General features: G+C 50.5%; 24 protein-coding genes and 2 pseudogenes. 9 read left to right on the top strand and 17 right to left on the bottom strand.

Annotated features, from left to right (window positions below; genetic code table 11):
- Positions 1 to 106 precede the first annotated feature (106 nt).
- The 7 genes and pseudogenes from BLT54_RS22030 to BLT54_RS23160 form a co-directional block, all read left to right on the top strand.
- Positions 107 to 1,099 (top strand): HYD1 signature containing ADP-ribosyltransferase family protein, encoded by a 993-nt coding sequence (locus BLT54_RS22030; protein WP_143026897.1) that lies wholly within the window; start codon positions 107 to 109, stop codon positions 1,097 to 1,099.
- Positions 1,100 to 1,103: 4 nt separating this feature from the next.
- The gene (locus tag BLT54_RS22370; RefSeq protein ID WP_143026898.1) at positions 1,104 to 1,403 is read left to right on the top strand and encodes a DUF6881 domain-containing protein; all 300 of its coding nucleotides are present in this window, start codon (positions 1,104 to 1,106) and stop codon (positions 1,401 to 1,403) included.
- 51 nt (positions 1,404 to 1,454) lie between these two features.
- A complete protein-coding gene (locus BLT54_RS20110) occupies positions 1,455 to 2,741 on the top strand; it encodes an RHS repeat domain-containing protein (RefSeq protein WP_143026899.1) in 1,287 nt (428 codons plus the stop codon).
- Positions 2,741 to 3,316, top strand: a complete 576-nt coding sequence (locus BLT54_RS20115) for a hypothetical protein (RefSeq protein WP_074647232.1) — start codon at positions 2,741 to 2,743, stop codon at positions 3,314 to 3,316. Before BLT54_RS20110 ends, BLT54_RS20115 begins: the two co-directional genes overlap by 1 nt.
- A 730-nt stretch (positions 3,317 to 4,046) precedes the next feature.
- The gene (locus BLT54_RS20130) at positions 4,047 to 4,334 is read left to right on the top strand and encodes an RHS repeat domain-containing protein (protein WP_143026900.1); all 288 of its coding nucleotides are present in this window, start codon (positions 4,047 to 4,049) and stop codon (positions 4,332 to 4,334) included.
- A gap of 311 nt (positions 4,335 to 4,645) precedes the next feature.
- The gene (locus BLT54_RS20140) at positions 4,646 to 4,987 is read left to right on the top strand and encodes a hypothetical protein (protein WP_143026901.1); all 342 of its coding nucleotides are present in this window, start codon (positions 4,646 to 4,648) and stop codon (positions 4,985 to 4,987) included.
- Between the two features lie 168 nt (positions 4,988 to 5,155).
- Positions 5,156 to 5,311, top strand: a pseudogene (locus tag BLT54_RS23160) (RHS repeat-associated core domain-containing protein); the annotation flags it as partial.
- A 461-nt stretch (positions 5,312 to 5,772) separates the two neighbouring features.
- Here the strand turns inward: BLT54_RS23160 and BLT54_RS22945 are convergent.
- Positions 5,773 to 6,132, bottom strand: coding sequence for a DUF7674 family protein (locus BLT54_RS22945; RefSeq protein ID WP_245708075.1), 360 nt, complete (start codon positions 6,130 to 6,132; stop codon positions 5,773 to 5,775).
- 307 nt (positions 6,133 to 6,439) lie between these two features.
- Positions 6,440 to 6,835, bottom strand: a complete 396-nt coding sequence (locus tag BLT54_RS22950; protein WP_074647246.1) for an RHS repeat-associated core domain-containing protein — start codon at positions 6,833 to 6,835, stop codon at positions 6,440 to 6,442.
- Between BLT54_RS22950 and BLT54_RS22955 the strand changes: the two genes are divergently transcribed.
- Positions 6,791 to 7,123 carry an ATPase, T2SS/T4P/T4SS family gene (locus tag BLT54_RS22955; protein ID WP_245708077.1) on the top strand — a complete coding sequence of 111 codons (333 nt, stop codon included), beginning with the start codon at positions 6,791 to 6,793 and terminating at the stop codon, positions 7,121 to 7,123. The two genes, BLT54_RS22950 and BLT54_RS22955, sit on opposite strands and share 45 nt — an antisense overlap.
- 65 nt (positions 7,124 to 7,188) lie before the next feature.
- Here the strand turns inward: BLT54_RS22955 and BLT54_RS22375 are convergent, their stop codons facing one another.
- From BLT54_RS22375 to BLT54_RS22960, 15 genes are all read right to left on the bottom strand, one after another.
- The gene (locus tag BLT54_RS22375) at positions 7,189 to 7,779 is read right to left on the bottom strand and encodes a hypothetical protein (protein ID WP_143026902.1); all 591 of its coding nucleotides are present in this window, start codon (positions 7,777 to 7,779) and stop codon (positions 7,189 to 7,191) included.
- The gene (locus tag BLT54_RS22380; RefSeq protein ID WP_143026903.1) at positions 7,742 to 8,314 is read right to left on the bottom strand and encodes a hypothetical protein; all 573 of its coding nucleotides are present in this window, start codon (positions 8,312 to 8,314) and stop codon (positions 7,742 to 7,744) included. The genes BLT54_RS22375 and BLT54_RS22380 overlap by 38 nt, the downstream gene beginning before the upstream one ends.
- On the bottom strand, positions 8,262 to 8,756 hold the full coding sequence (locus BLT54_RS23165; protein ID WP_083351920.1) for an RHS repeat domain-containing protein: 495 nt from the start codon (positions 8,754 to 8,756) through the stop codon (positions 8,262 to 8,264). Before BLT54_RS23165 ends, BLT54_RS22380 begins: the two co-directional genes overlap by 53 nt.
- Before the next feature lie 9 nt (positions 8,757 to 8,765).
- The gene (locus tag BLT54_RS20170; protein WP_074647252.1) at positions 8,766 to 9,008 is read right to left on the bottom strand and encodes a hypothetical protein; all 243 of its coding nucleotides are present in this window, start codon (positions 9,006 to 9,008) and stop codon (positions 8,766 to 8,768) included.
- A gap of 187 nt (positions 9,009 to 9,195) precedes the next feature.
- The gene (locus BLT54_RS22385) at positions 9,196 to 9,657 is read right to left on the bottom strand and encodes a hypothetical protein (RefSeq protein WP_143026904.1); all 462 of its coding nucleotides are present in this window, start codon (positions 9,655 to 9,657) and stop codon (positions 9,196 to 9,198) included.
- The gene (locus BLT54_RS20175; RefSeq protein ID WP_176832935.1) at positions 9,647 to 10,666 is read right to left on the bottom strand and encodes a Tle-like phospholipase domain-containing protein; all 1,020 of its coding nucleotides are present in this window, start codon (positions 10,664 to 10,666) and stop codon (positions 9,647 to 9,649) included. The genes BLT54_RS22385 and BLT54_RS20175 overlap by 11 nt, the downstream gene beginning before the upstream one ends.
- Positions 10,667 to 10,912: 246 nt before the next feature.
- Positions 10,913 to 11,458, bottom strand: coding sequence for a hypothetical protein (locus tag BLT54_RS22390; protein ID WP_143026905.1), 546 nt, complete (start codon positions 11,456 to 11,458; stop codon positions 10,913 to 10,915).
- Complete coding sequence (locus tag BLT54_RS20180; protein ID WP_176832936.1) at positions 11,446 to 12,387, bottom strand: RHS repeat-associated core domain-containing protein; 942 nt, start codon at positions 12,385 to 12,387, stop codon at positions 11,446 to 11,448. Before BLT54_RS20180 ends, BLT54_RS22390 begins: the two co-directional genes overlap by 13 nt.
- Before the next feature lie 296 nt (positions 12,388 to 12,683).
- On the bottom strand, positions 12,684 to 13,241 hold the full coding sequence (locus tag BLT54_RS20185; RefSeq protein ID WP_074647255.1) for a suppressor of fused domain protein: 558 nt from the start codon (positions 13,239 to 13,241) through the stop codon (positions 12,684 to 12,686).
- On the bottom strand, positions 13,219 to 14,172 hold the full coding sequence (locus BLT54_RS20190) for an RHS repeat-associated core domain-containing protein (RefSeq protein WP_143026907.1): 954 nt from the start codon (positions 14,170 to 14,172) through the stop codon (positions 13,219 to 13,221). The genes BLT54_RS20185 and BLT54_RS20190 overlap by 23 nt, the downstream gene beginning before the upstream one ends.
- Before the next feature lie 194 nt (positions 14,173 to 14,366).
- Positions 14,367 to 15,053, bottom strand: a complete 687-nt coding sequence (locus tag BLT54_RS20195) for a hypothetical protein (protein WP_074647257.1) — start codon at positions 15,051 to 15,053, stop codon at positions 14,367 to 14,369.
- Between the two features lie 3 nt (positions 15,054 to 15,056).
- Entirely contained in the window at positions 15,057 to 15,518 is a 462-nt protein-coding gene (locus BLT54_RS22395) for a lipase family protein (protein ID WP_143026908.1), read from the bottom strand.
- Entirely contained in the window at positions 15,493 to 15,867 is a 375-nt protein-coding gene (locus tag BLT54_RS20200; RefSeq protein ID WP_074647258.1) for an RHS repeat-associated core domain-containing protein, read from the bottom strand. The genes BLT54_RS22395 and BLT54_RS20200 overlap by 26 nt, the downstream gene beginning before the upstream one ends.
- Before the next feature lie 324 nt (positions 15,868 to 16,191).
- A complete protein-coding gene (locus tag BLT54_RS20205; protein WP_074647259.1) occupies positions 16,192 to 16,428 on the bottom strand; it encodes a hypothetical protein in 237 nt (78 codons plus the stop codon).
- Positions 16,412 to 17,095, bottom strand: coding sequence for an IS4/Tn5 family transposase DNA-binding protein (locus tag BLT54_RS22960; protein ID WP_245708078.1), 684 nt, complete (start codon positions 17,093 to 17,095; stop codon positions 16,412 to 16,414). The genes BLT54_RS20205 and BLT54_RS22960 overlap by 17 nt, the downstream gene beginning before the upstream one ends.
- Positions 17,096 to 17,305: 210 nt before the next feature.
- Here BLT54_RS22960 and BLT54_RS20215 point away from each other — a divergent pair.
- Positions 17,306 to 17,473: pseudogene (locus tag BLT54_RS20215) on the top strand (IS256 family transposase); the annotation flags it as partial.

Consider the following 17,473-nt stretch of genomic DNA (forward strand, 5'->3'; position numbering starts at 1 on the left):
GACTTAACCGCTAGGTACTACAATACCCCGCGCAGCCTGTATTTCCCCACGAACGCCTCCACCCCAAGATCAATCAAACGCGGACGCGCGCCGGGTGAACGGGGCGGTGGAATACCTGCACAAGGACCAACTCGGCTCGGTCAAACTGATCACTGCGGCGGATGGCAGCCTGGTCAAAACCTCCAGCTACGCACCCTTTGGTGAGGCTTTTGACGAAATGCTCAGCCTCACCCGCGCGGATGAGACCAAGGGCTTCATCGGCGAACGCTATGACGCCGATGCGGGCCTGCAATACCTCAACGCCCGCTACTACGACCCCCGCCTCGGCCTGTTCATCCAGCCCGATTGGCTTGATCCTATTCAGCCGGGCGTCGGGTTGAACAGGTACTCCTATTCCGCTAACGATCCCGTCAATCTAAGCGATCCGGGTGGGAATTTATTCAAAGAAATCGGGGAATTTTTGGGTAGCGTTGCTGATGGAATGAAGCTTGGCCTTTCCAAGGGAACGGCTGGTGCACTTTCAGAAATTAGCGCAACGCCGAATACACCCGAGAATACTCCTATGGGCTATGCTATGGCGAACGCAGGCGCTAAATTGGATCATTTTCTAGGAATAGATCATTGGAGTTCGAGAGTTGGTATTGATAGCTCTGTTTTTGATTCGGGTCACCACACCCAATCTGTAACGGCTAGTGGGGTTTCGGCAGCTGAAATTCCTACCGCGATGACAGATATAGATAACTTTTCTCTTCGAGGGAAAACGATATTTTATCATTACACAGACGATGCGGGTTTGGCAGGGATTTTGTCCTCTCAATCACTATTGCCCTCGACGATTGCGGCCAATCCCAAAGACGCACGGTATGGAAATGGGCAATATGTGACCGATATCATACCAGGCACTAGATCGAATGCCTCACTGTCTCAAACGTTTATCCGAAACCGATTTCAAGGGCAAAAGTTCAAGAATTTTGTCGCTATAGATATAACTGGGCTACCCGTTGTGAATGGACGTCCTCACGTCTACGTTATTCCAAATGATGCTCCCCTTCCTTTGGCAGGGAGAATTGTGGCCGCAGGCCCAAACAACTTGGAGTAAGTCAATGTACTATCTGAAAGGCGTCTTCACGCAGAAATTTGACCCAAGATGTCACGTGCAATATTGTGAAATTGGTGATGATTTATTTGCACTAAGAAGTGTTGAAAAACTCTGGGATGGCCGATTAGGCTATTCTTCAGTTGAACAAACTGATGGCACTAATGGCGTGTATCTTCCGCAAGAAAAATTTCCTCATGCTAAAGATATTTGGGATTCTAAAAATGAGTTTCATTCAGAAATCATTTCAAAGGCTGAATTCGAAAAGATATGGCTGATAGCAAAAAACATGGGAGATTCTTCTTAAAACGAGAGATCTTTGCATACGATTTAGTGCTGGCGCGACCCCAACGAGATTTTGTCGCAACCAAACACGAACATATTCCCGACGCATGCGCCGAAGGGGCTTATATTTCTGAACGGAACCTATGTCAGCCTGACCTATGACGCCAATGGCAACATGATCCGCTCGTTTGACGGCCGGACTATGGTCTATGATGGCGAAAACCGCCCGCTGAGCGTCACCGCCTCGGGGCAGACCACGGCCTATGGCTACTGGCCCGATGGATCGCGCGCGTTCAAAACCGAAGACAGCGGCGCGCCGACAGAGGCCAAAACGGTCTACTTTGGCCCGATCGAAATCCGCGACTTCGGGACCGGCACCGGCGAAACCGTTCTGAGCTACCAACACCCGAACGCGCGGCGTGAAAACGGTGTGGTGCACTACCTGCACAAGGACCAGCTCGGCTCCGTCAAACTGGTCACCGCGGCGGATGGCACGCTGGTCAAAACCTCCACCTACGCGCCCTTTGGTGAGGCTTTTGACGAAATGCTCAGCCTCACCCGCGCGGATGAGACCAAGGGCTTCATCGGCGAACGCTATGACGCCGACGCAGGGCTGCAATACCTCAATGCACGGTATTACGACCCGAGGTTGGGGCTGTTCATTCAACCCGATTGGCTCGATCCGACGCAGCCGGGGGTCGGGCTGAATAGGTACAGCTACTCCGCAAATGATCCGGTGAATCTGAGGGATCCGAGTGGGAATGCTGTTGAAACTGTATGGGATGCGTTTAATGCATTATTTGGCGCAGCAAGCTTCGGAAGGAATATTGCAGCTGGCAATTATGGCGCAGCTCTTTTTGACGGAATAGGCGTTGCCGCAGATGTATCAGCAACCGCAATTCCTGGAGTGCCCGGAGGGGCAACGGCAGCTTTGAATATTGGGCGTATCGCCAAGGCGGGTTATGCGGTAAAACGAAGCAGCACCCGGCTTGCTGGCCTGGCTATCAAGGGAAAAAACGCTCAAACATTTACTCGTGCTCAGCGCGAAATTACCGGCGGACTTAATCAGCTCGGCGCAGATGACATCATGGGCGCGGTGAAAGAGAGCATGGGGATACAGGTCCGTGATCGTGCTGGAAAGTTACGAGACCACGTTAAAGAAGTCACACAAGGTATTGACGGTTTGAAAAAGGGCGCATATCGCCTTGAAAAATTGCTTGATGATCCAAGGATCACAGGGAAGGACAGAGAAATTATCCAAGAAGCTATCAATGATGCTCGACAACATGCACAGCGAGTTCAGGATACCCTTGACGCGGCGCGGGAAGCAGCTGAGAAAGTAAAGGATGCCTTGGACTAATGGATATCGAAACACGTTTGAATTACATTTGGCAGGCCCGCAAATCTGATCGGGACATTTCCGAGGAAGATAGAGCTCTGGTCCGTGACATGTTTTGGGGAGACTTGGAGCACCAATTTGACGCCGGCTTATACGCTTATGCCTTGCTGTTTGACTGTGACGATCAGGGCCTGCAACGCTACCGAACGGCATTTGAATATTTTCGCGAGAATGACATTTTCGATCAGAGAGCGGCAGCCGCGATCACGGCGGTCTGTAATTACTGGCATTCCGCACGTTATTTCGAACCGGAATTGAGAGCCGTTATGCAGGAATGGCCTTGGGAGGAAGAGGCGACTGTCTGTACCGCAGCAATCATATATTTCGCGACCTTAACATTTGATACAAAGTCTCAAGAACGCTTGAATTTCCTGAAAAAAATTGCGTTTGATCTGTATGGCAGTATGGAAATAACCGACGATGACTTTCTGAAGGATATAGTTATTAGCGCATGCTATGGGGTGCGAACTAACTACCGAAGATTGCGTCAGACGATTCATACCAAGGAAGATTTACTCGGATTTAAGTTTCAATAAACGCGATTTCTATGCGCTTTATGAGGCTTAATATAGAGGTAGGTATAGGAATTATTTCATATGTTGAGGCCGCAGAACTATCTCCACCACCTCCGGCTGCTTCGCCCGTCCCTTCGCCCCATCCACACCCGCCAAAGCCTCTAACAATTCCACAGGCATTGTCGCCGGATTGATCTGTGCGCGCCCGGAAGCTTGGGTCAAAACTGGTCGCAACGCGGGATCGAGCTCTAAGAGCGCCATGGACTGCTCCAAGCTCGCCGCGCGGCTGCCATTGGGCCAGTTCGACAGCATCTCTTCACGCCGCGCAAAAAAACCTCCGCATCGATCCCGAGTGCGGTGAGGACTTCCTCCGGGGCGTGATAGATGTCGACAAGGCCCGCGACGTCCTGATAGCGCAGCTCCCAAGTTTGGCCTTGGGAGGAAGAAGATAACGTCTGCATCCGGGCGATGAGCTATTTCTCAGGATTAACCTTTGAGACTAAGTCGCAAGAGAGATTGGAGTATTTGAAAAAAGTTGCATTTGAGCGGTTTGATAACGCTGATTGGTCCGAAGAGCTTGTGTTGAAAGAAACGATCATTGATGCATGTTATGGTATACGAGCCTACCGTCGCGATTTATGTGAGACTATTCATACCAAGGAAGATCTGCTCGGGTTCGAGTTTCAATAGCGCCATCGACTGTTCCAAAGCCGCCGGTCGGCGGTCGTGACCTGCCTGACAGTATGTCTTCTTGCCTCGTGAAATGGGCAAGGTTGAATACCTGCACAAGGACCAACTTGGCTCGGTCAAACTGATCACCGCAGCAGACGGCACACTGGTCAAACGCTCGACCTACGCGCCCTATGGTGAGGCTTTTGACGAGATGCTCAGCCTCACCCGCGCCGACGAGACCAAGGGCAACACCTGCGAGCGTTTCGACGCCGACGCAGGGCTGCAATACCTCAACGCCCGCTACTATGACCCCCGCCTCGGCCTGTTCATCCCGCCCGATTGGCTTGATCCTACTCAGCCAGCATAAACACAAGCAGATGAGATGTGGAGAGGGAACGCTCCAGATCAAGTTGAGCCAGGAATTACACATATACAACATGAGAAATATAATCCTCGCACAGGAGAGCTTGAAGTTTCTGATGCCGAATATGATCAATATGGCAGGCAAGTTTACCGTACTGACCATACTGATCACGGCTATCCCTCAGACCACAGCAACCCCCATTCACATGAAAGGGAATATGGTCCTAGATACGGTCCTAAAGGCAGAGAAACTCGCATAAACAAGCAAGACGATAAAATATCGAATTAGTGCGATGTAATGAAGGGGTAAAAGGAATGAATACAACGGTCGCAATGGAACTTATTAACTCTGGAGAAATAGATGATTTCTATATCGACAGATTTTCCCTCTCATGGGACGCGGAAAGCTATGGATATGATTTGAGTCTATGCGTGAGCGGTCCCGACAACCACTCAAAAAGGTATACATTTTTATTTGCAAGTGTGGTTGACGTCGCGGCCCCAAGTCTAGGAAAAGGACGAACTCAGGTTGGGTCTCCGCGAATGGAGGTGCACCACGACGGTTGGGATGGTCCTCGTTTCGACATGTTTGATGTCGAAGGTGATGGGCTAAGTTTCAGTTTCAAGAATATCCGGCTATTAAATAAAAACAGTTGATTGTGGTCATGTGCATACTGCTCTACGGGATTTGTTCAGTTCCAAGGAACAGAGATTGCGTAACAATCAAGAAAGGACCAGCTCGGCTCCGTCAAACTGATCACCGCAGCAGACGGCAGCCTGGTCAAAACCTCCACCTACGCGCCGTTTGGTGAGGCTTTTGACGAAATGCTCAGCCTCACCCGCGCCGACGAGACCAAGGGCAACACCTGCGAGCGTTTCGACGCCGACGCAGGCCTGCAATACCTCAACGCCCGCTACTATGACCCCCGCCTCGGCATGTTCATCCAGCCCGATTGGTTCGATCCAACCCAGCAAGGCGTCGGGTTGAACAGGTTCGCCTATTCCGCAAATGATCCGGTGAATCTGAGAGATCCGGGCGGAAATGACTTTATTGCAACTTGTGTGGGGTGCGGACTGACTAGACTTGCTTATGAGCTAACGGCTATCCCCAAGCCCTCCCGAATACCGAAAGGGCAAAAGTGGACGACTTTTACGCCGCCTGCGACAACACAATGCCGCCGCTACCGTGGCCGAGTATTGCTCCGCCGGTTACAGGCTGGAAGGTGTCGATGGGATGAAGGGTCGTTCGAGGCAGCCGGAAACCGTGGAGATCTCGGATGTTCGATTGCGGCGGGGAAATCCCGGCTGATCGACCTCAGGGCGGAACCCTTTGTGGTGAAAGACGTCCTCAGAGGTGTGTGGGGGGCGATCTGTAGGGAGTGTGGGAGAGCGAAGGTCGCAGGCAAACCTCTTCGAGGTAAATGTGACTGCCAAATCGCGTTTTATCTCCACTCTTGGTTTCCCCATGCTCTGGCAAACTCCTTAATATTAGGAGGCACAATTTTCCATATTGAGGAAGTCTCCGGAAGTAAAGCAACAAGGCTTTCAACAAAACCAACCGCAATCAAGTTCGATACATCATCATCATTTTGAGTATCAAAGCTGCTTTCCATCAGAGCCAACATAGATTTTGTACTTTCGCTATCTACGCCTCCTTCGGAGATGCACTTTGCCAACTCGGACATAAAGGCGTACGGAAAAATCTCTCCCTGATTGGCGTTCAAGTGATCGGCAAGTAACGGTCTAAGAGTTGGGTTTTCGAAGACAACCTTCCCAACGAAAGCCACTTGGATTTCTGACATAACTATTTGCCCCCTGTTGCTGTCAAGACTTTGTGGAGCAACGTTTCTGCCTCAAAGATGTCTGCGCTGAGAGTGCCGCTCGCTTCTGCTGTCTTAAGCCAGCGCTGAAGCCGCCTACCTGTTTCAACAAGTTTTTTGCCATGGCTGCGACCATGTACAAGTGTACCAGTCGCCTGTTCGTGAAGATATGCGCCCATAGTCGTACCGTCCCCAACGCGCTTAGGATTTGCCACTCCTTTGTAGACATTGTCAACGATTGACTGAAGTGTGCTATCTACGACTTTTGGCTTTGTAGCGCCAGGAACTTTTACTGCCGCTTCGCAGCTGCGCGTGTTAGGCCAAAGTAGGCTTGTGCTTCGCCAAACGTTGCAGCCGTTAGGGCCGCCTCAACAATCGTCAACCCTGCATTCAGTGCCGCCGATCCATATTCTTCATTGGTGACGTCGGAGCGAGCCCGATCCCAAGCGACCTGACCAGGTACAGTGGCTCGCAAAATAGGGGCGCTTCTGATTTCAGTTCGGCCATTGGGATCGATACTAGATGTCTGCTTGAATAGGTCTTTGAAGTCGTCCCAGTCGTTGTACCAAGCGTTGCCAAACGGATCCATGAGGTTCACCGGATCATTAGAACTGTAGCTGTACCTGTTCGTGCCTACGCCTTGCTGAGTAGGATCAAGCCAGTCGGGCTGGATGAACAGCCCCAACCTCGGATCGTAGTACCGCGCGTTGAGATATTGCAGGCCGGCGTCGGTCGACTGGTCCCATCCTCCCTGCGCAGCAATTCCGCTGATACGGCCTATGCGCGATTGATCGACCTCGGGGTGGAGCCGTTTGTTGTGAAAGACGTGCCGCGCGGGGTGCTGTCACAGGAGTTGGAGATTGTGGCCTGTGAGGCGTGTGGTGGGGCTGGCTGTGAGGAATGCGAGGGGAGTGGGGCGAAGGGGCGGCGGTTGCGGGCGGAGCTCCTGAATCACAATGATCTTTCGACCTGACAACCACAAAGGCTCTTGCGGTCCTACGGCACCCACTTCACCAATCCCGTTTCGTTGTCACAGGTTTAGTTCTCACGGCTATTTGCCAAAGCCGAATGGATCGCTCCCAAAGCACCTTCATCGTAAGTTGACAGCACAGCAGCCCCCTCAATGCTGCTTGAGCACGGTCCATACCTGACCTCCGCGCTCCAATAATAATCTGCACGTCGTGCTTGATCGCGAAAGTTATTAAGAATTTCATCTGCTTCTTCTTTTGAGGATGCGCCCATCACCTCGAAGTAAATCTCATTAGGGGGCAGTGGCTCGAAGACGGTCGAAAGCGCGTACTCGGAGAGAGGAGGCATAACGATCATGTTTTTTGGCGGCAAAACATATGCCGCAGCTTCATATCCGTCGCGAAACGCATACGCTGCATCAGCACCATTAGAAAATCTCGGACCAACACTCACAGCAATGACACACATAGTCTGAGGTGAGTCATTTTCTAGTCCTACGGCAGGTACATAGTCACCTTTAGGTTTCTTTTGAGATGCTGTGACTGAAACAGAGATAGACTGCTCACCCAACCCAGCTATATCCGTTTGCACACACGCCGCGAAAAACATGATCGCAAATAAGCTAACAGCCCTGAATGACACAGGCAAAACTGTCCGCATTGTTCCACTCCAATCCATTTTTTAGTGCATCCTGAATGCCGTCTGCACCATACCCCGATCCGGTCCAATCATGATGATCTGCGAGTCCTAAGAAGGCATGTGCTCCTTCATGTGAGAGTACCCTTAAAGAATTTGCCGAATTATAGCCATTGTCGAGCGCTATAGGTCCGTTCGAGCCCGGACTGGCCCAGCCAGCAGCGTTTGGATCTCGTGATGTATAGCTACCCAGTAAGCCGTTCCTATTCTTGAAGCGTTTCATCCCAAAGAGTTGTGACATTTGATAGTCAACTTTGTCATTGGTGACTGAAGCTCCTAGGGCCTCTCTAATAGACAGCTCGGCGATCCCATAGTGTTCAATCGTGACACCTTCCCCCCTTGGCCCCAATCCATTTGCTACAGAGTTTGCCATTTCTGCAAAACGATTTAACCCGTCAGCGGTGAAATTTCCAATGCCATAGCTCTTTTCAAAGCGTTTTTTAAAATTAGCTAATCCCGAAAAAAACCCGAAACCCCTTGCCTTGCTCGATTCGATCAATAGCGCGACGCGCCTTATTTGCGCTTGATATCAAATCGTTCCTTGCTTTATCGGCACCATCTAGTGCGTTTTCACAATCTCCACCTTTAAGAGAAGAACCACATGACGCATTCCCGTTTGGATCCATCAGATTCACCGGATCATTTGCGGAGTAGCTGTACCTATTCGTGCCGACGCCTTGCTGCGTTGGATCAAGCCAGTCGGGTTGGATGAACAGCCCCAGTCTCGGGTCGTAGTACCGCGCGTTGAGGTATTGCTGGCCTGCGTCGGCGTCGAAACGCTCGCAGGTGTTGCCCTTGGTTTCGCCTGCCGCGGTGAGGCTGAGCGTTTCGTCAAAAGCCTCACCATAGGGCGCGTAGGTGGAGGTTTTGACAAGGCTGCCGTCTGCTGCGGTGATCAGTTTAATCGAGCCGAGCTGGTCCTTGTGCAGGTATTCTCCTATTTCTCTCGATTACAGAGCGCGGACTTCGCTTATCAATTCAAAGAACTCAGATTCACTGAGTGCAAACTCAGGCCCCGCCTCCATGACCATTAACGTCAGCAATAGGTTGTTCATTTTTGAGGTCAAATGACGACCATGCTCAGTATAAATCTCGAAGGCCATTTGAGAAACGTCCTCGACAACATACCCGCCTGACACAGACTGCACCAGCATCTCAGCGAGTTCTTCTCCCGTCAGATTTACTCTTGCCATGATTCTAATTCCTTACCAGTGGGGGGAGGAATGCTGCCCCATGACTGGCTAACCGATAATGCTCTTAGGAGGGCCGCTCTTAACCATGACGACACCGTTTGGCGAAAGTGCTGTAGGGTTCGCTCCCGAGCTACACGGACTTGTACCCAATCAGAATTTCTGGGGAAATTTCCAATCAATAGTCTTTTTAGAACGTGCCAATCTTTCCTATCTGATTGTTTGAATAGCTTCGTACTCTTTCTTGTGGCTGAAACTGAGAAAAACTCCTCACGGCCCATTGTTCCCACGCTTTGTGTTCTTCTGGTACCATTTGTCCGGATTGAAATTTCTCATTTGATACAGGTAAGAGATGAGAGGTTGCAGTTTGAATAACTAGGAAAGCGTAGCCCGCAGAGTTTGTTCCAGCGAATACAACTATGGCCGGACCATTCCGCACAGGAAGACGACAAACTAAATTTGTTTCCCTAGTAATGCACTCACCTTCTTCCGTGGAAATTTTTTCGCGCAGTTTCATTTTGACGAATTGCGCTGCTTCTTCAGCTTGTTCGATGCTCAAAAACTCGATGCGTGAGCTTAAGTCCGCGCGAGACAAGCAAGCCGACAGCAAACCAAAAGAAAGTATCAATAAAGCAAAAAGCTTAGTAGCCATCTATCTGTCCCCTAAAATTTTGCATACTGTGAGTGTCCCACATCTGATGTTCATATGTCTCAAGTTTACCGGGGGAAATCATAACTGGGAGTTTTCGAGACATGGTCGAAGCAGCATTCAAAAGACCTAAAGGATCTCCAAGAACTCGATGGGTCACGATGTTCGTATTCTTCAAAGCGAGACCTCCGTACACTATGGACTTAAAATTCTCGGACAAGTGCAATCCAGCTGAGTTAAATGCATGAACATATCTGCGGTCTTTCGTTTGGAAGGAAAGTCCTGCGGCTGTTGCTAGCCCCCCGCCCAAGGAATGGCCTGCAAAAGAAAGACCTTCATTTCCACGTCGAACCCCTCCGGATGCTGCGACGCCCTGAGCGAGTGCGATAGCTTGATCATATTGTCTCGCCTTTCCGAACAAGCCTTGGCCCACATTGTCATCTGCGTCTGTGCCCCAAAAAGCATCCGTACCACGGTAACCTATGATGACTTCGCCAGTTTTATTATTGAGGTACGCTCTTGCGTAGAAGCCCGTCTTCGGATCATCCCAAACAAGGCCATCCCCGAAACGTTCCGTTCTTTCGTCTTCACTCAACCTGTGTAAGTAATCAGGCAGATCATGCTCTTCATCATCTTGTCTATACGCGTCGTCCGCAGCGTGCGCACCTTCACCAGCGGTCGCATTCCCGCCCGGATCGCTGAGGTTCACGGGATCATTTGCGGAATAGGCGAACCTGTTCAGCCCCACCCCCGGCTGAGTTGGATCAAGCCAGTCGGGCTGGATGAACAGCCCCAACCTTGGGTCATAGTAGCGGGCGTTGAGGTATTGCAGCCCTGCGTCGGCGTCGAAACGCTCGCCGATGAAGCCCTTGGTCTCGTCGGCACGGGTGAGGCTGAGCATCTCGTCAAAAGCCTCACCAAAGGGCGCGTAGGTGGAGGTTTTGACCAGCGTGCCATCCGCTGCGGTGATCAGTTTGATCGAGCCGAGTTGGTCCTTGTGCAGGTATTCCACCTTCCCGCTCACCCGGCGCGCGTCCGCGTTTGATTGATCTTGGGGTAGAGCTTTTCGTTGTGAAAGACGTGCTGCGTGGGGTGTTGTCACAGGAGTTGGAGATTGTGGCCTGTGAGGCGTGTGGCGGGGCCGGCTGTGAGGCATGCGAGGGGAGTGGGGTAAGGGGCGACGGTTGCGGACTGAGCTCCTGCAGAGTTCTTTACCGAGTTCAGGATGAACTACAACTTCATGTCTCGAATTACCTCATTATTTGCCTTCGAGAATCTGAAGATGAGCGCAATTATCAGGATTGGATAGCGAACAAATCCTTATGCGCTTTGCTACATTTAGTATGTTGAAAGTTTCATCCGAATCCTTGTTTGATTGTGACGCTTCAATGCCTCTGGCAAATATTATTAAGTAGTAAGAATAGGCGTTATCTCCCAAACCGGCAAATGGAAACGCAATTGTTTCGGGCTCTCCATAATACCTAAAACCATCATATACTTTGCCGTCAAACATCAATGTTTTGGGAAAATTTTCTGAATAGTCACCACCCAATCGAATTTTTACTATTGAAGAGCTTTGAGGAGGCGTAGCCTGAATAGCATAGTGTTGACCATGTGGCGTATCTTCACAAAAAGACACAATGTTTAAAGGCTTGTCGTCTAAGAAAATTGAGGCCGTTGGCTCCGGCATGTTGTCACAAAATCTGCTGGTAGAGGCCCTTTCATCAACGCATGCACCTAGCAGTAGACACCAGGATAATGAGAGTATCAATTCTTTCACGGGTGTATTGCTTACCATGGCCATGTTCTTACCGTTACTCCTGCGGCTAAATCTGAGGGACCGTATGGAGAGCTTATCATTTCGTTGACACTGCGAGCATCAAAAGTGGCTCCTGCCCCCATGATTTCTCCAGCCCAGCCCTTCTGAGGTCTAGAGCTAATAATCTCCTTAGTTCCATTAGGGAGAGTGCGAGCAACATTCTCGTAGTGGTCATTTGCACCAGCTAAATGCCCAAATTCATGCGCGACAGTCCAGTCTGATGCCTCAGGGGCAAGAGTAAGTAGTTTGTCATTTACGCCCATGCCACTTCGGTGCATGACATTCGACCGAGACCCACTCGGCCCAACGTGCATATCGTAGCTTGTGTCGGCATCGGGGACTATATCTAGGTCAAAGGTGACTACATATTTGCCGCCATTAGGGTTTTGTGGCGTTTTCACACCATCTATAATGTTACCGTGCTGCCTAACAGATTCCATAATTTCTTGGTCGCTCATGTGAAACCCTTCTCGATCATCATTGTCCCACGCTATTGTTGTCCGAATATGAATTCGGCCAATCGCGACACGATTATCAAGTTGTTTCTCGCTTTCATCAGCCTCGTGAATTGATATCGTGGTTTCATTCCCGCCCGGATCTCTCAAATTAACCGGATCGTTTGCGGAATACGCATACCGATTTGTTCCGACGCCTTGCTGAGTAGGATCGAGCCAGTCGGGCTGGATGAACAGCCCCAACCTTGGGTCATAGTACCGCGCGTTGAGGTATTGCAGGCCCGCATCGGCGTCATAGCGTTCGCCGATGAAGCCTTTGGTTTCCTCGGCCTTGGTGAGGCTGAGCATTTCGTCCGTGGCTTCGCCGAAGGGCGCGTAGGTCGAGCGTTTGACCAGTGTGCCGTCTGCTGCGGTGATCAGTTTGACCGAGCCAAGTTGATCCTTGTGCAGGTATCCCACCGCCCCGTTCACCCGGCGCGCGTCCGCGTTTGATTGATCTTGGGGTGGAGGCGTTCGTGGAGAAAGACGTTCTGCGCGGGGTGATGTCACAGGAGTTGGAGATTGTGGCTTTTGAGGCGTACGAGGGGAGTGGGCGAAGAGGGAAGGTTGTGGGCTGAACTTCGAAGTCATTTCTTGCATGCATGCATAGAATTTAGTAAATCAAATTTTATAGTACAATCCAAGTAATGGGTGTTCTACAAAAACGCTTGAAAAGAATGAGAACCTGTCAAGATCATTCCGAAGATAGAGCAGTTTTAGAGAACTTGTACCCTATAGGCGTCGTGCAGGTCTGTATTCATTTGATCCCAATATTCTTCTAGTCGGTGCCATCCATGGCTCTCTAGAATTTCACTTTCCTGTTTGATAATAGGAACAACCCAAATTGGCACAATATTATTTGCATGACTTTTTTTGCGAAACTCATCGCTCCTGAAAACGGGTATTGTAAAGTAGAAACCAACGGAATTGTCGTTGGGCCAAACACGATCTTTTAAGCTTGAAAATAAGATGTAACTGCCACGCTTAGGCTCAGGAATCTCACCGGAAAGATACATCGAAACATAATGATCCAAAACCGAGGCAGCTTGATTTGCAGACAAATCATCGGGGAATTCCATAAACCACTCACAGCCGACACCTCCCTTTTTCCTACTTTTGTCAGCCAAGCCAAGAGTCCCAACAAATGCTAATCGCGAAGAGCTATCACCTTTGTATTTCACGATTTGTACATCTGAATCTGCGCTTGAAAAAAGACCGGTCTCTATTCTTCCGAATTCATCTTCAAAAGCTTCAATTGTCTTCGTTTGTATCATCGAACCTCTCATCTCTGTTTCCCCCGCCTCGGTTGCAGCGAACACATTCTAAGCTAGTTCCTTCCTGATAATTATCGATAACGTCTTGACGTGAAGTATTTTGCGGATCGAACTGTCGATTTGTCCACGAGGGATTGTGGCTATTATCCCAATCTCTTTGTTGGCCAGTGCCTGGAGCAACTTTAACCTCCTCTCCACAAGATGGACACAATTTTCCGCCAGAGGGACCATCCGTCGCGTTGTCCCAATTATCTTGTGTTGTTTGATTTCGAAAGCTACTTCGGCTAGTTAACTGTCCTTTGGCATTAGTACCAGAAACTAAATTTGTTACAGGACCGGAAAGGCTTTCGCTAGACGCAGCACCGGACTTGCCTGCCCCCCCCATCAAAGCATCAGCAGCATTTTTAGCAGCTTTTGCATCTCGTATTGACACAGGAGACGCAATTTCACTCGCAAGGGATGCCGCCGCCGCAATGCGCCGGCCCATGGAAACACCTTTGCCAGTCATAGTCTTGAAATCGGCGACAGCGCCCGAAACCGTCGCCGCGATGTCACCGCCTTTGATTGCAAGCTTCACTGCTTTAACTGCAATGCCCCAAAAATTCCCGTTTGGATCGCTTAGATTGACGGGATCGTTTGCGGAATACGCGAACCGATTTGTCCCGACGCCTGGCTGGGTTGGATCGAGCCAATCGGGCTGGATGAACAGGCCGAGGCGGGGGTCATAGTAGCGGGCGTTGAGGTATTGCAGCCCTGCGTCGGCGTCGAAACGCTCGCCGATGAAGCCTTTGGTTTCCTCGGCCTTGGTGAGGCTGAGCATTTCGTCCGTGGCCTCACCAAAGGGTGCGTAGCTGGAGGTTTTGACCAGGCTGCCATCCGCCGCGGTGATCAGCTTGACCGAGCCAAGTTGGTCCTTGTGCAGGTATTCCACCGCCCCGTTCACCCGGCGCGCGTCCGCGTTTGATTGATCTTGGGGTGGCGCTTTTCGTGGTTAAAGACGTGCTGCGCGGGGTGCTGTCTTAGGAGTTGAAGATTGTGGCTTGTGGCGGGTATGCGGCGGAGGGACGACGGTTGCGGCCAAAGACTCTCCTTCGCGCCGATATTTTTACATTTATTAACAAAATTTTAGCATTCATCCATCCAATGTTGTGAGACCCATTTTGATAGGAAGGTTTTTCTTGCATTACACAAACCCTGCACGACTTCACTATCCTGATCGCTACCGAACTGTTTCATCGTTTGTTCGAATGCAGGGGTTTCAGAAGAGATTACGGCCACTTCACTTTTGCTGTCCAACGGCAACTCGATCGTCACAATTTGAAATGAACGATCGCCCCCTTTCGCGGGGGTCCATGCGCTTTTTACAAATCCGATATGGTTGCCAGCTTGACCTATGTAAAAGAGATCATCGCGATCCCCGGCGCAGACGAAACAAACATCGGGTAGATTATAAGAGATAACCTCTCCATGCACCTCTATCGCCAAAATTTGCTTTTGAAGTGAATTTCGAAATCTATAATTTATGGCAAATCCCTGCGCCTTGGCTTGGACGATCTCTTGACCCTCTCTCACTTGGAGCACAAGCGCAGTTGTGGCTCGAAAGTGCGGATCTTTGTAGAGAAATAGCTTGCTTCCCATGGTCTCGGGTAGCGCTATCTGACGTGGAACGAGATATCTGGGGAGCGAAACAGCAATATTGTTTGGGCGCTCTTCTGTCGCGAATGGATAGGTGCGATCGCCAATTGGCACAAGGCGCAACACGAATATCGTAGCGACACAAATAATAATGAGGAGGGCAAGGCGCCGTGGCATTTTTCAATTACCTATGGCTCTATTTAGTGTGGGATCGATATGTTGCTTCCATACTCCCGGAGACACAAGATCTCCATGCCCTATGGCAACCTTTGGTATTCCATTTCGGCCATGTTTTCGAGTTCCCATCGTGACCGATGCATCTACGTTCAAAGCATTTGGGTCAGTTGAGGCCGCAGGTGCATGTTTCGTAATATCTAGCACGTGACCATCTCCCCCACCTGCTCTTGGTACAACGAAGTCATGTGTTGAATATGCGTTCAAGTATGTTCCTACATTTTCTCTCTGGATATGGTAATCTTGAAACATCCCAGCGTGAGGCGTTCCTAGTGTCGCCAAATTATCAATAAAACGACTATCGTTAAGGCCCGAATAAATTTTTACCACGTTGCCACCGTGACTATGGGCAACGATATTTAAAAGTTCACCATCTTGAAAGTCATGCTGCAAAATCAAGTTCGCCAACGCCGCAGCCATAGCTCGCCGAGAAGCATCGTTGTTTTTTTAGCTCTCCATCTAAAACTACTGGGGCTTCCCCGAAGGTTTCTGATATAGTATCCAAAAATTCGGAGCCCTCTTGATATCTAGGATCATCGTCGGGCGTATTGGTACCTTTGACTGCCACCGTCAGGTTCCCATTCGGATCGCTGAGATTCACCGGATCATTTGCGGAATAGGCGACCCTGTTCAGCCCGACCCCCGGCTGCGTCGGGTCAAGCCAGTCGGGCTGGATAAACATCGCGGATGACTGCGTGGCGAAGATCGCGATCAGGGTTGCCAGAAAGAGCTGTTTCAAAATGCGGAATATCGTCATTCCTCGAAAACGTCTAAATACAGGGCGAGGCTAGCCTATCTTTGCAGCGGTCGCCAACCTAAAGATTCCGCGCGGTCGAAACTGCTTTGGTTGATCTGTTGCAGATAGGTCAGATAGGCGCGCTGATCCTCCGGGACCTCCTGCGCAGTCGGGTATTTGGCGTAGAAATTGCTGCAACAGGTGATAGGCGTCGTACCCGGACCGTTTATTCTAGCACCAAAAACAACCATTCGAGCTTCAGGTCCTGCCTGCTTGGGCATTTCTGTCGCCCAGATTGACCGGAACAAGAACGAAAGGTTCAACTAAAAAACGTCTCAAGCACACCTATGTCGCTGCTTCGAGATATTTTTCGATGACTTCTTTCGCATTTTGCATCTCTGCCCTCCTCATAATTTCTGCGATTATTTCGTCGTGAGTTTTCTCTGATGAAATTAGAGCGGGAACATTGTGGAAGATATCAGCCAATATCCTTGCCTTTTTCAAGTTTTCAGTCCCACGAATTTCGACAAGAACAACCCCAAGAACTTTAAGGATATGAATGTATTCACTTGTTTCGCTCATCGTCTGCCTCGTCTTCGTTATCATCCGCGTCATTTTCCCACGGTGCCATGTCTTCATCTTCAGGGAGTTCTTCCACAGGAACGAAATCATCGTTACCCAGCAAGCCCCGACGCAGAGCTTCTTTGATCCAGCCATTCCCGTCGAGTATTCTATTGCCCTTTACTTTGATCTGTTGTCCGTCTTCAGGATCAAAAATTGCACCAATTAAGTCCTCATCGGAAAGCTCTTCTAGCTCTGGTCGCGGAGCATTGCGGCCCGGAGCATCAATTGGTTCGAGGTCCCCAATTCGGTGCTCCGCAACCATAACCTGTCCCGCACCACTCTGCTCATTCATATGGTCTATCGCGCTTGACCCCACAATTGCTATGCCAGCGAGAGCACCTATTCCAAGAGCGATAATGCCGCACGGTTCGGCAAGAACACATGCCACCCCTGCGGCGCCACCGCCGATCACAGCGGCAGCGTCGGAATTGCCTCTTGGATCGTGGCGGTTCACCGGATCATTGTGGGAGTAAGCATACCTGTTCGACCAGTGCTGAAACGCCGTGGGCAGCGATTTTCCCGGCCGTTCCCCAAGAGCCACAAGCCTTGCCCCGAGCCGCCGGTTCAGCCGGACGTCACCCAAATCACACCCGGCGGTTTCCGTTTCCACCCAATTCTGCCCCATGCCCGCACCTCAATTATTTTGGTGCTACATGACGAATCACAACCAACTCTTCGGATGCAAGACCAAGTCTAGTAGGTGATCCACTTCGCCACACGCCTTATGGGTAACTGCAAGGATCTAAGCGGGAATTTGGGTGCTGGCGTGATTTGAAGGGCGGCGTATCGTGGCGGGTGATCAAGCCGGCCAGAACCTCACGATGAGCGATAGGCCATGAATGAAGAGACAACGATCCTGCCTTTTCGCCAATCGGAAACGATTGTGGATCCACTGACAGAGCTTGCACGGGAAGGAGCACGCCGGATGTTGGCGGAAGCGCTGAAAGCCGAAGCTGCTGCGTTTGTCGCCAGTTTTTCAGACGAACAGCTGGAGGATGGCCGA

This window comes from Celeribacter baekdonensis (assembly GCF_900102315.1).
GTDB classification, from domain to species: domain Bacteria; phylum Pseudomonadota; class Alphaproteobacteria; order Rhodobacterales; family Rhodobacteraceae; genus Celeribacter; species Celeribacter baekdonensis.

What these genes read in the sequence shown, in the direction of transcription:
- BLT54_RS22370 (WP_143026898.1), top strand. Translation starts at nt 1,104, where the DNA reads ATGTACTATCTGAAAGGCGTCTTCACGCAGAAATTTGACCCAAGATGT.
- BLT54_RS20115 (WP_074647232.1), top strand. Translation starts at nt 2,741, where the DNA reads ATGGATATCGAAACACGTTTGAATTACATTTGGCAGGCCCGCAAATCT.
- BLT54_RS20140 (WP_143026901.1), top strand. Translation starts at nt 4,646, where the DNA reads ATGAATACAACGGTCGCAATGGAACTTATTAACTCTGGAGAAATAGAT.
- BLT54_RS22945 (WP_245708075.1), bottom strand. Translation starts at nt 6,132, where the DNA reads ATGTCAGAAATCCAAGTGGCTTTCGTTGGGAAGGTTGTCTTCGAAAAC.
- BLT54_RS22375 (WP_143026902.1), bottom strand. Translation starts at nt 7,779, where the DNA reads ATGCGGACAGTTTTGCCTGTGTCATTCAGGGCTGTTAGCTTATTTGCG.
- BLT54_RS20170 (WP_074647252.1), bottom strand. Translation starts at nt 9,008, where the DNA reads ATGGCAAGAGTAAATCTGACGGGAGAAGAACTCGCTGAGATGCTGGTG.
- BLT54_RS22385 (WP_143026904.1), bottom strand. Translation starts at nt 9,657, where the DNA reads ATGGCTACTAAGCTTTTTGCTTTATTGATACTTTCTTTTGGTTTGCTG.
- BLT54_RS22390 (WP_143026905.1), bottom strand. Translation starts at nt 11,458, where the DNA reads ATGGCCATGGTAAGCAATACACCCGTGAAAGAATTGATACTCTCATTA.
- BLT54_RS20185 (WP_074647255.1), bottom strand. Translation starts at nt 13,241, where the DNA reads ATGATACAAACGAAGACAATTGAAGCTTTTGAAGATGAATTCGGAAGA.
- BLT54_RS20195 (WP_074647257.1), bottom strand. Translation starts at nt 15,053, where the DNA reads ATGCCACGGCGCCTTGCCCTCCTCATTATTATTTGTGTCGCTACGATA.
- BLT54_RS20200 (WP_074647258.1), bottom strand. Translation starts at nt 15,867, where the DNA reads ATGACGATATTCCGCATTTTGAAACAGCTCTTTCTGGCAACCCTGATC.
- BLT54_RS20205 (WP_074647259.1), bottom strand. Translation starts at nt 16,428, where the DNA reads ATGAGCGAAACAAGTGAATACATTCATATCCTTAAAGTTCTTGGGGTT.
- BLT54_RS22960 (WP_245708078.1), bottom strand. Translation starts at nt 17,095, where the DNA reads ATGGGGCAGAATTGGGTGGAAACGGAAACCGCCGGGTGTGATTTGGGT.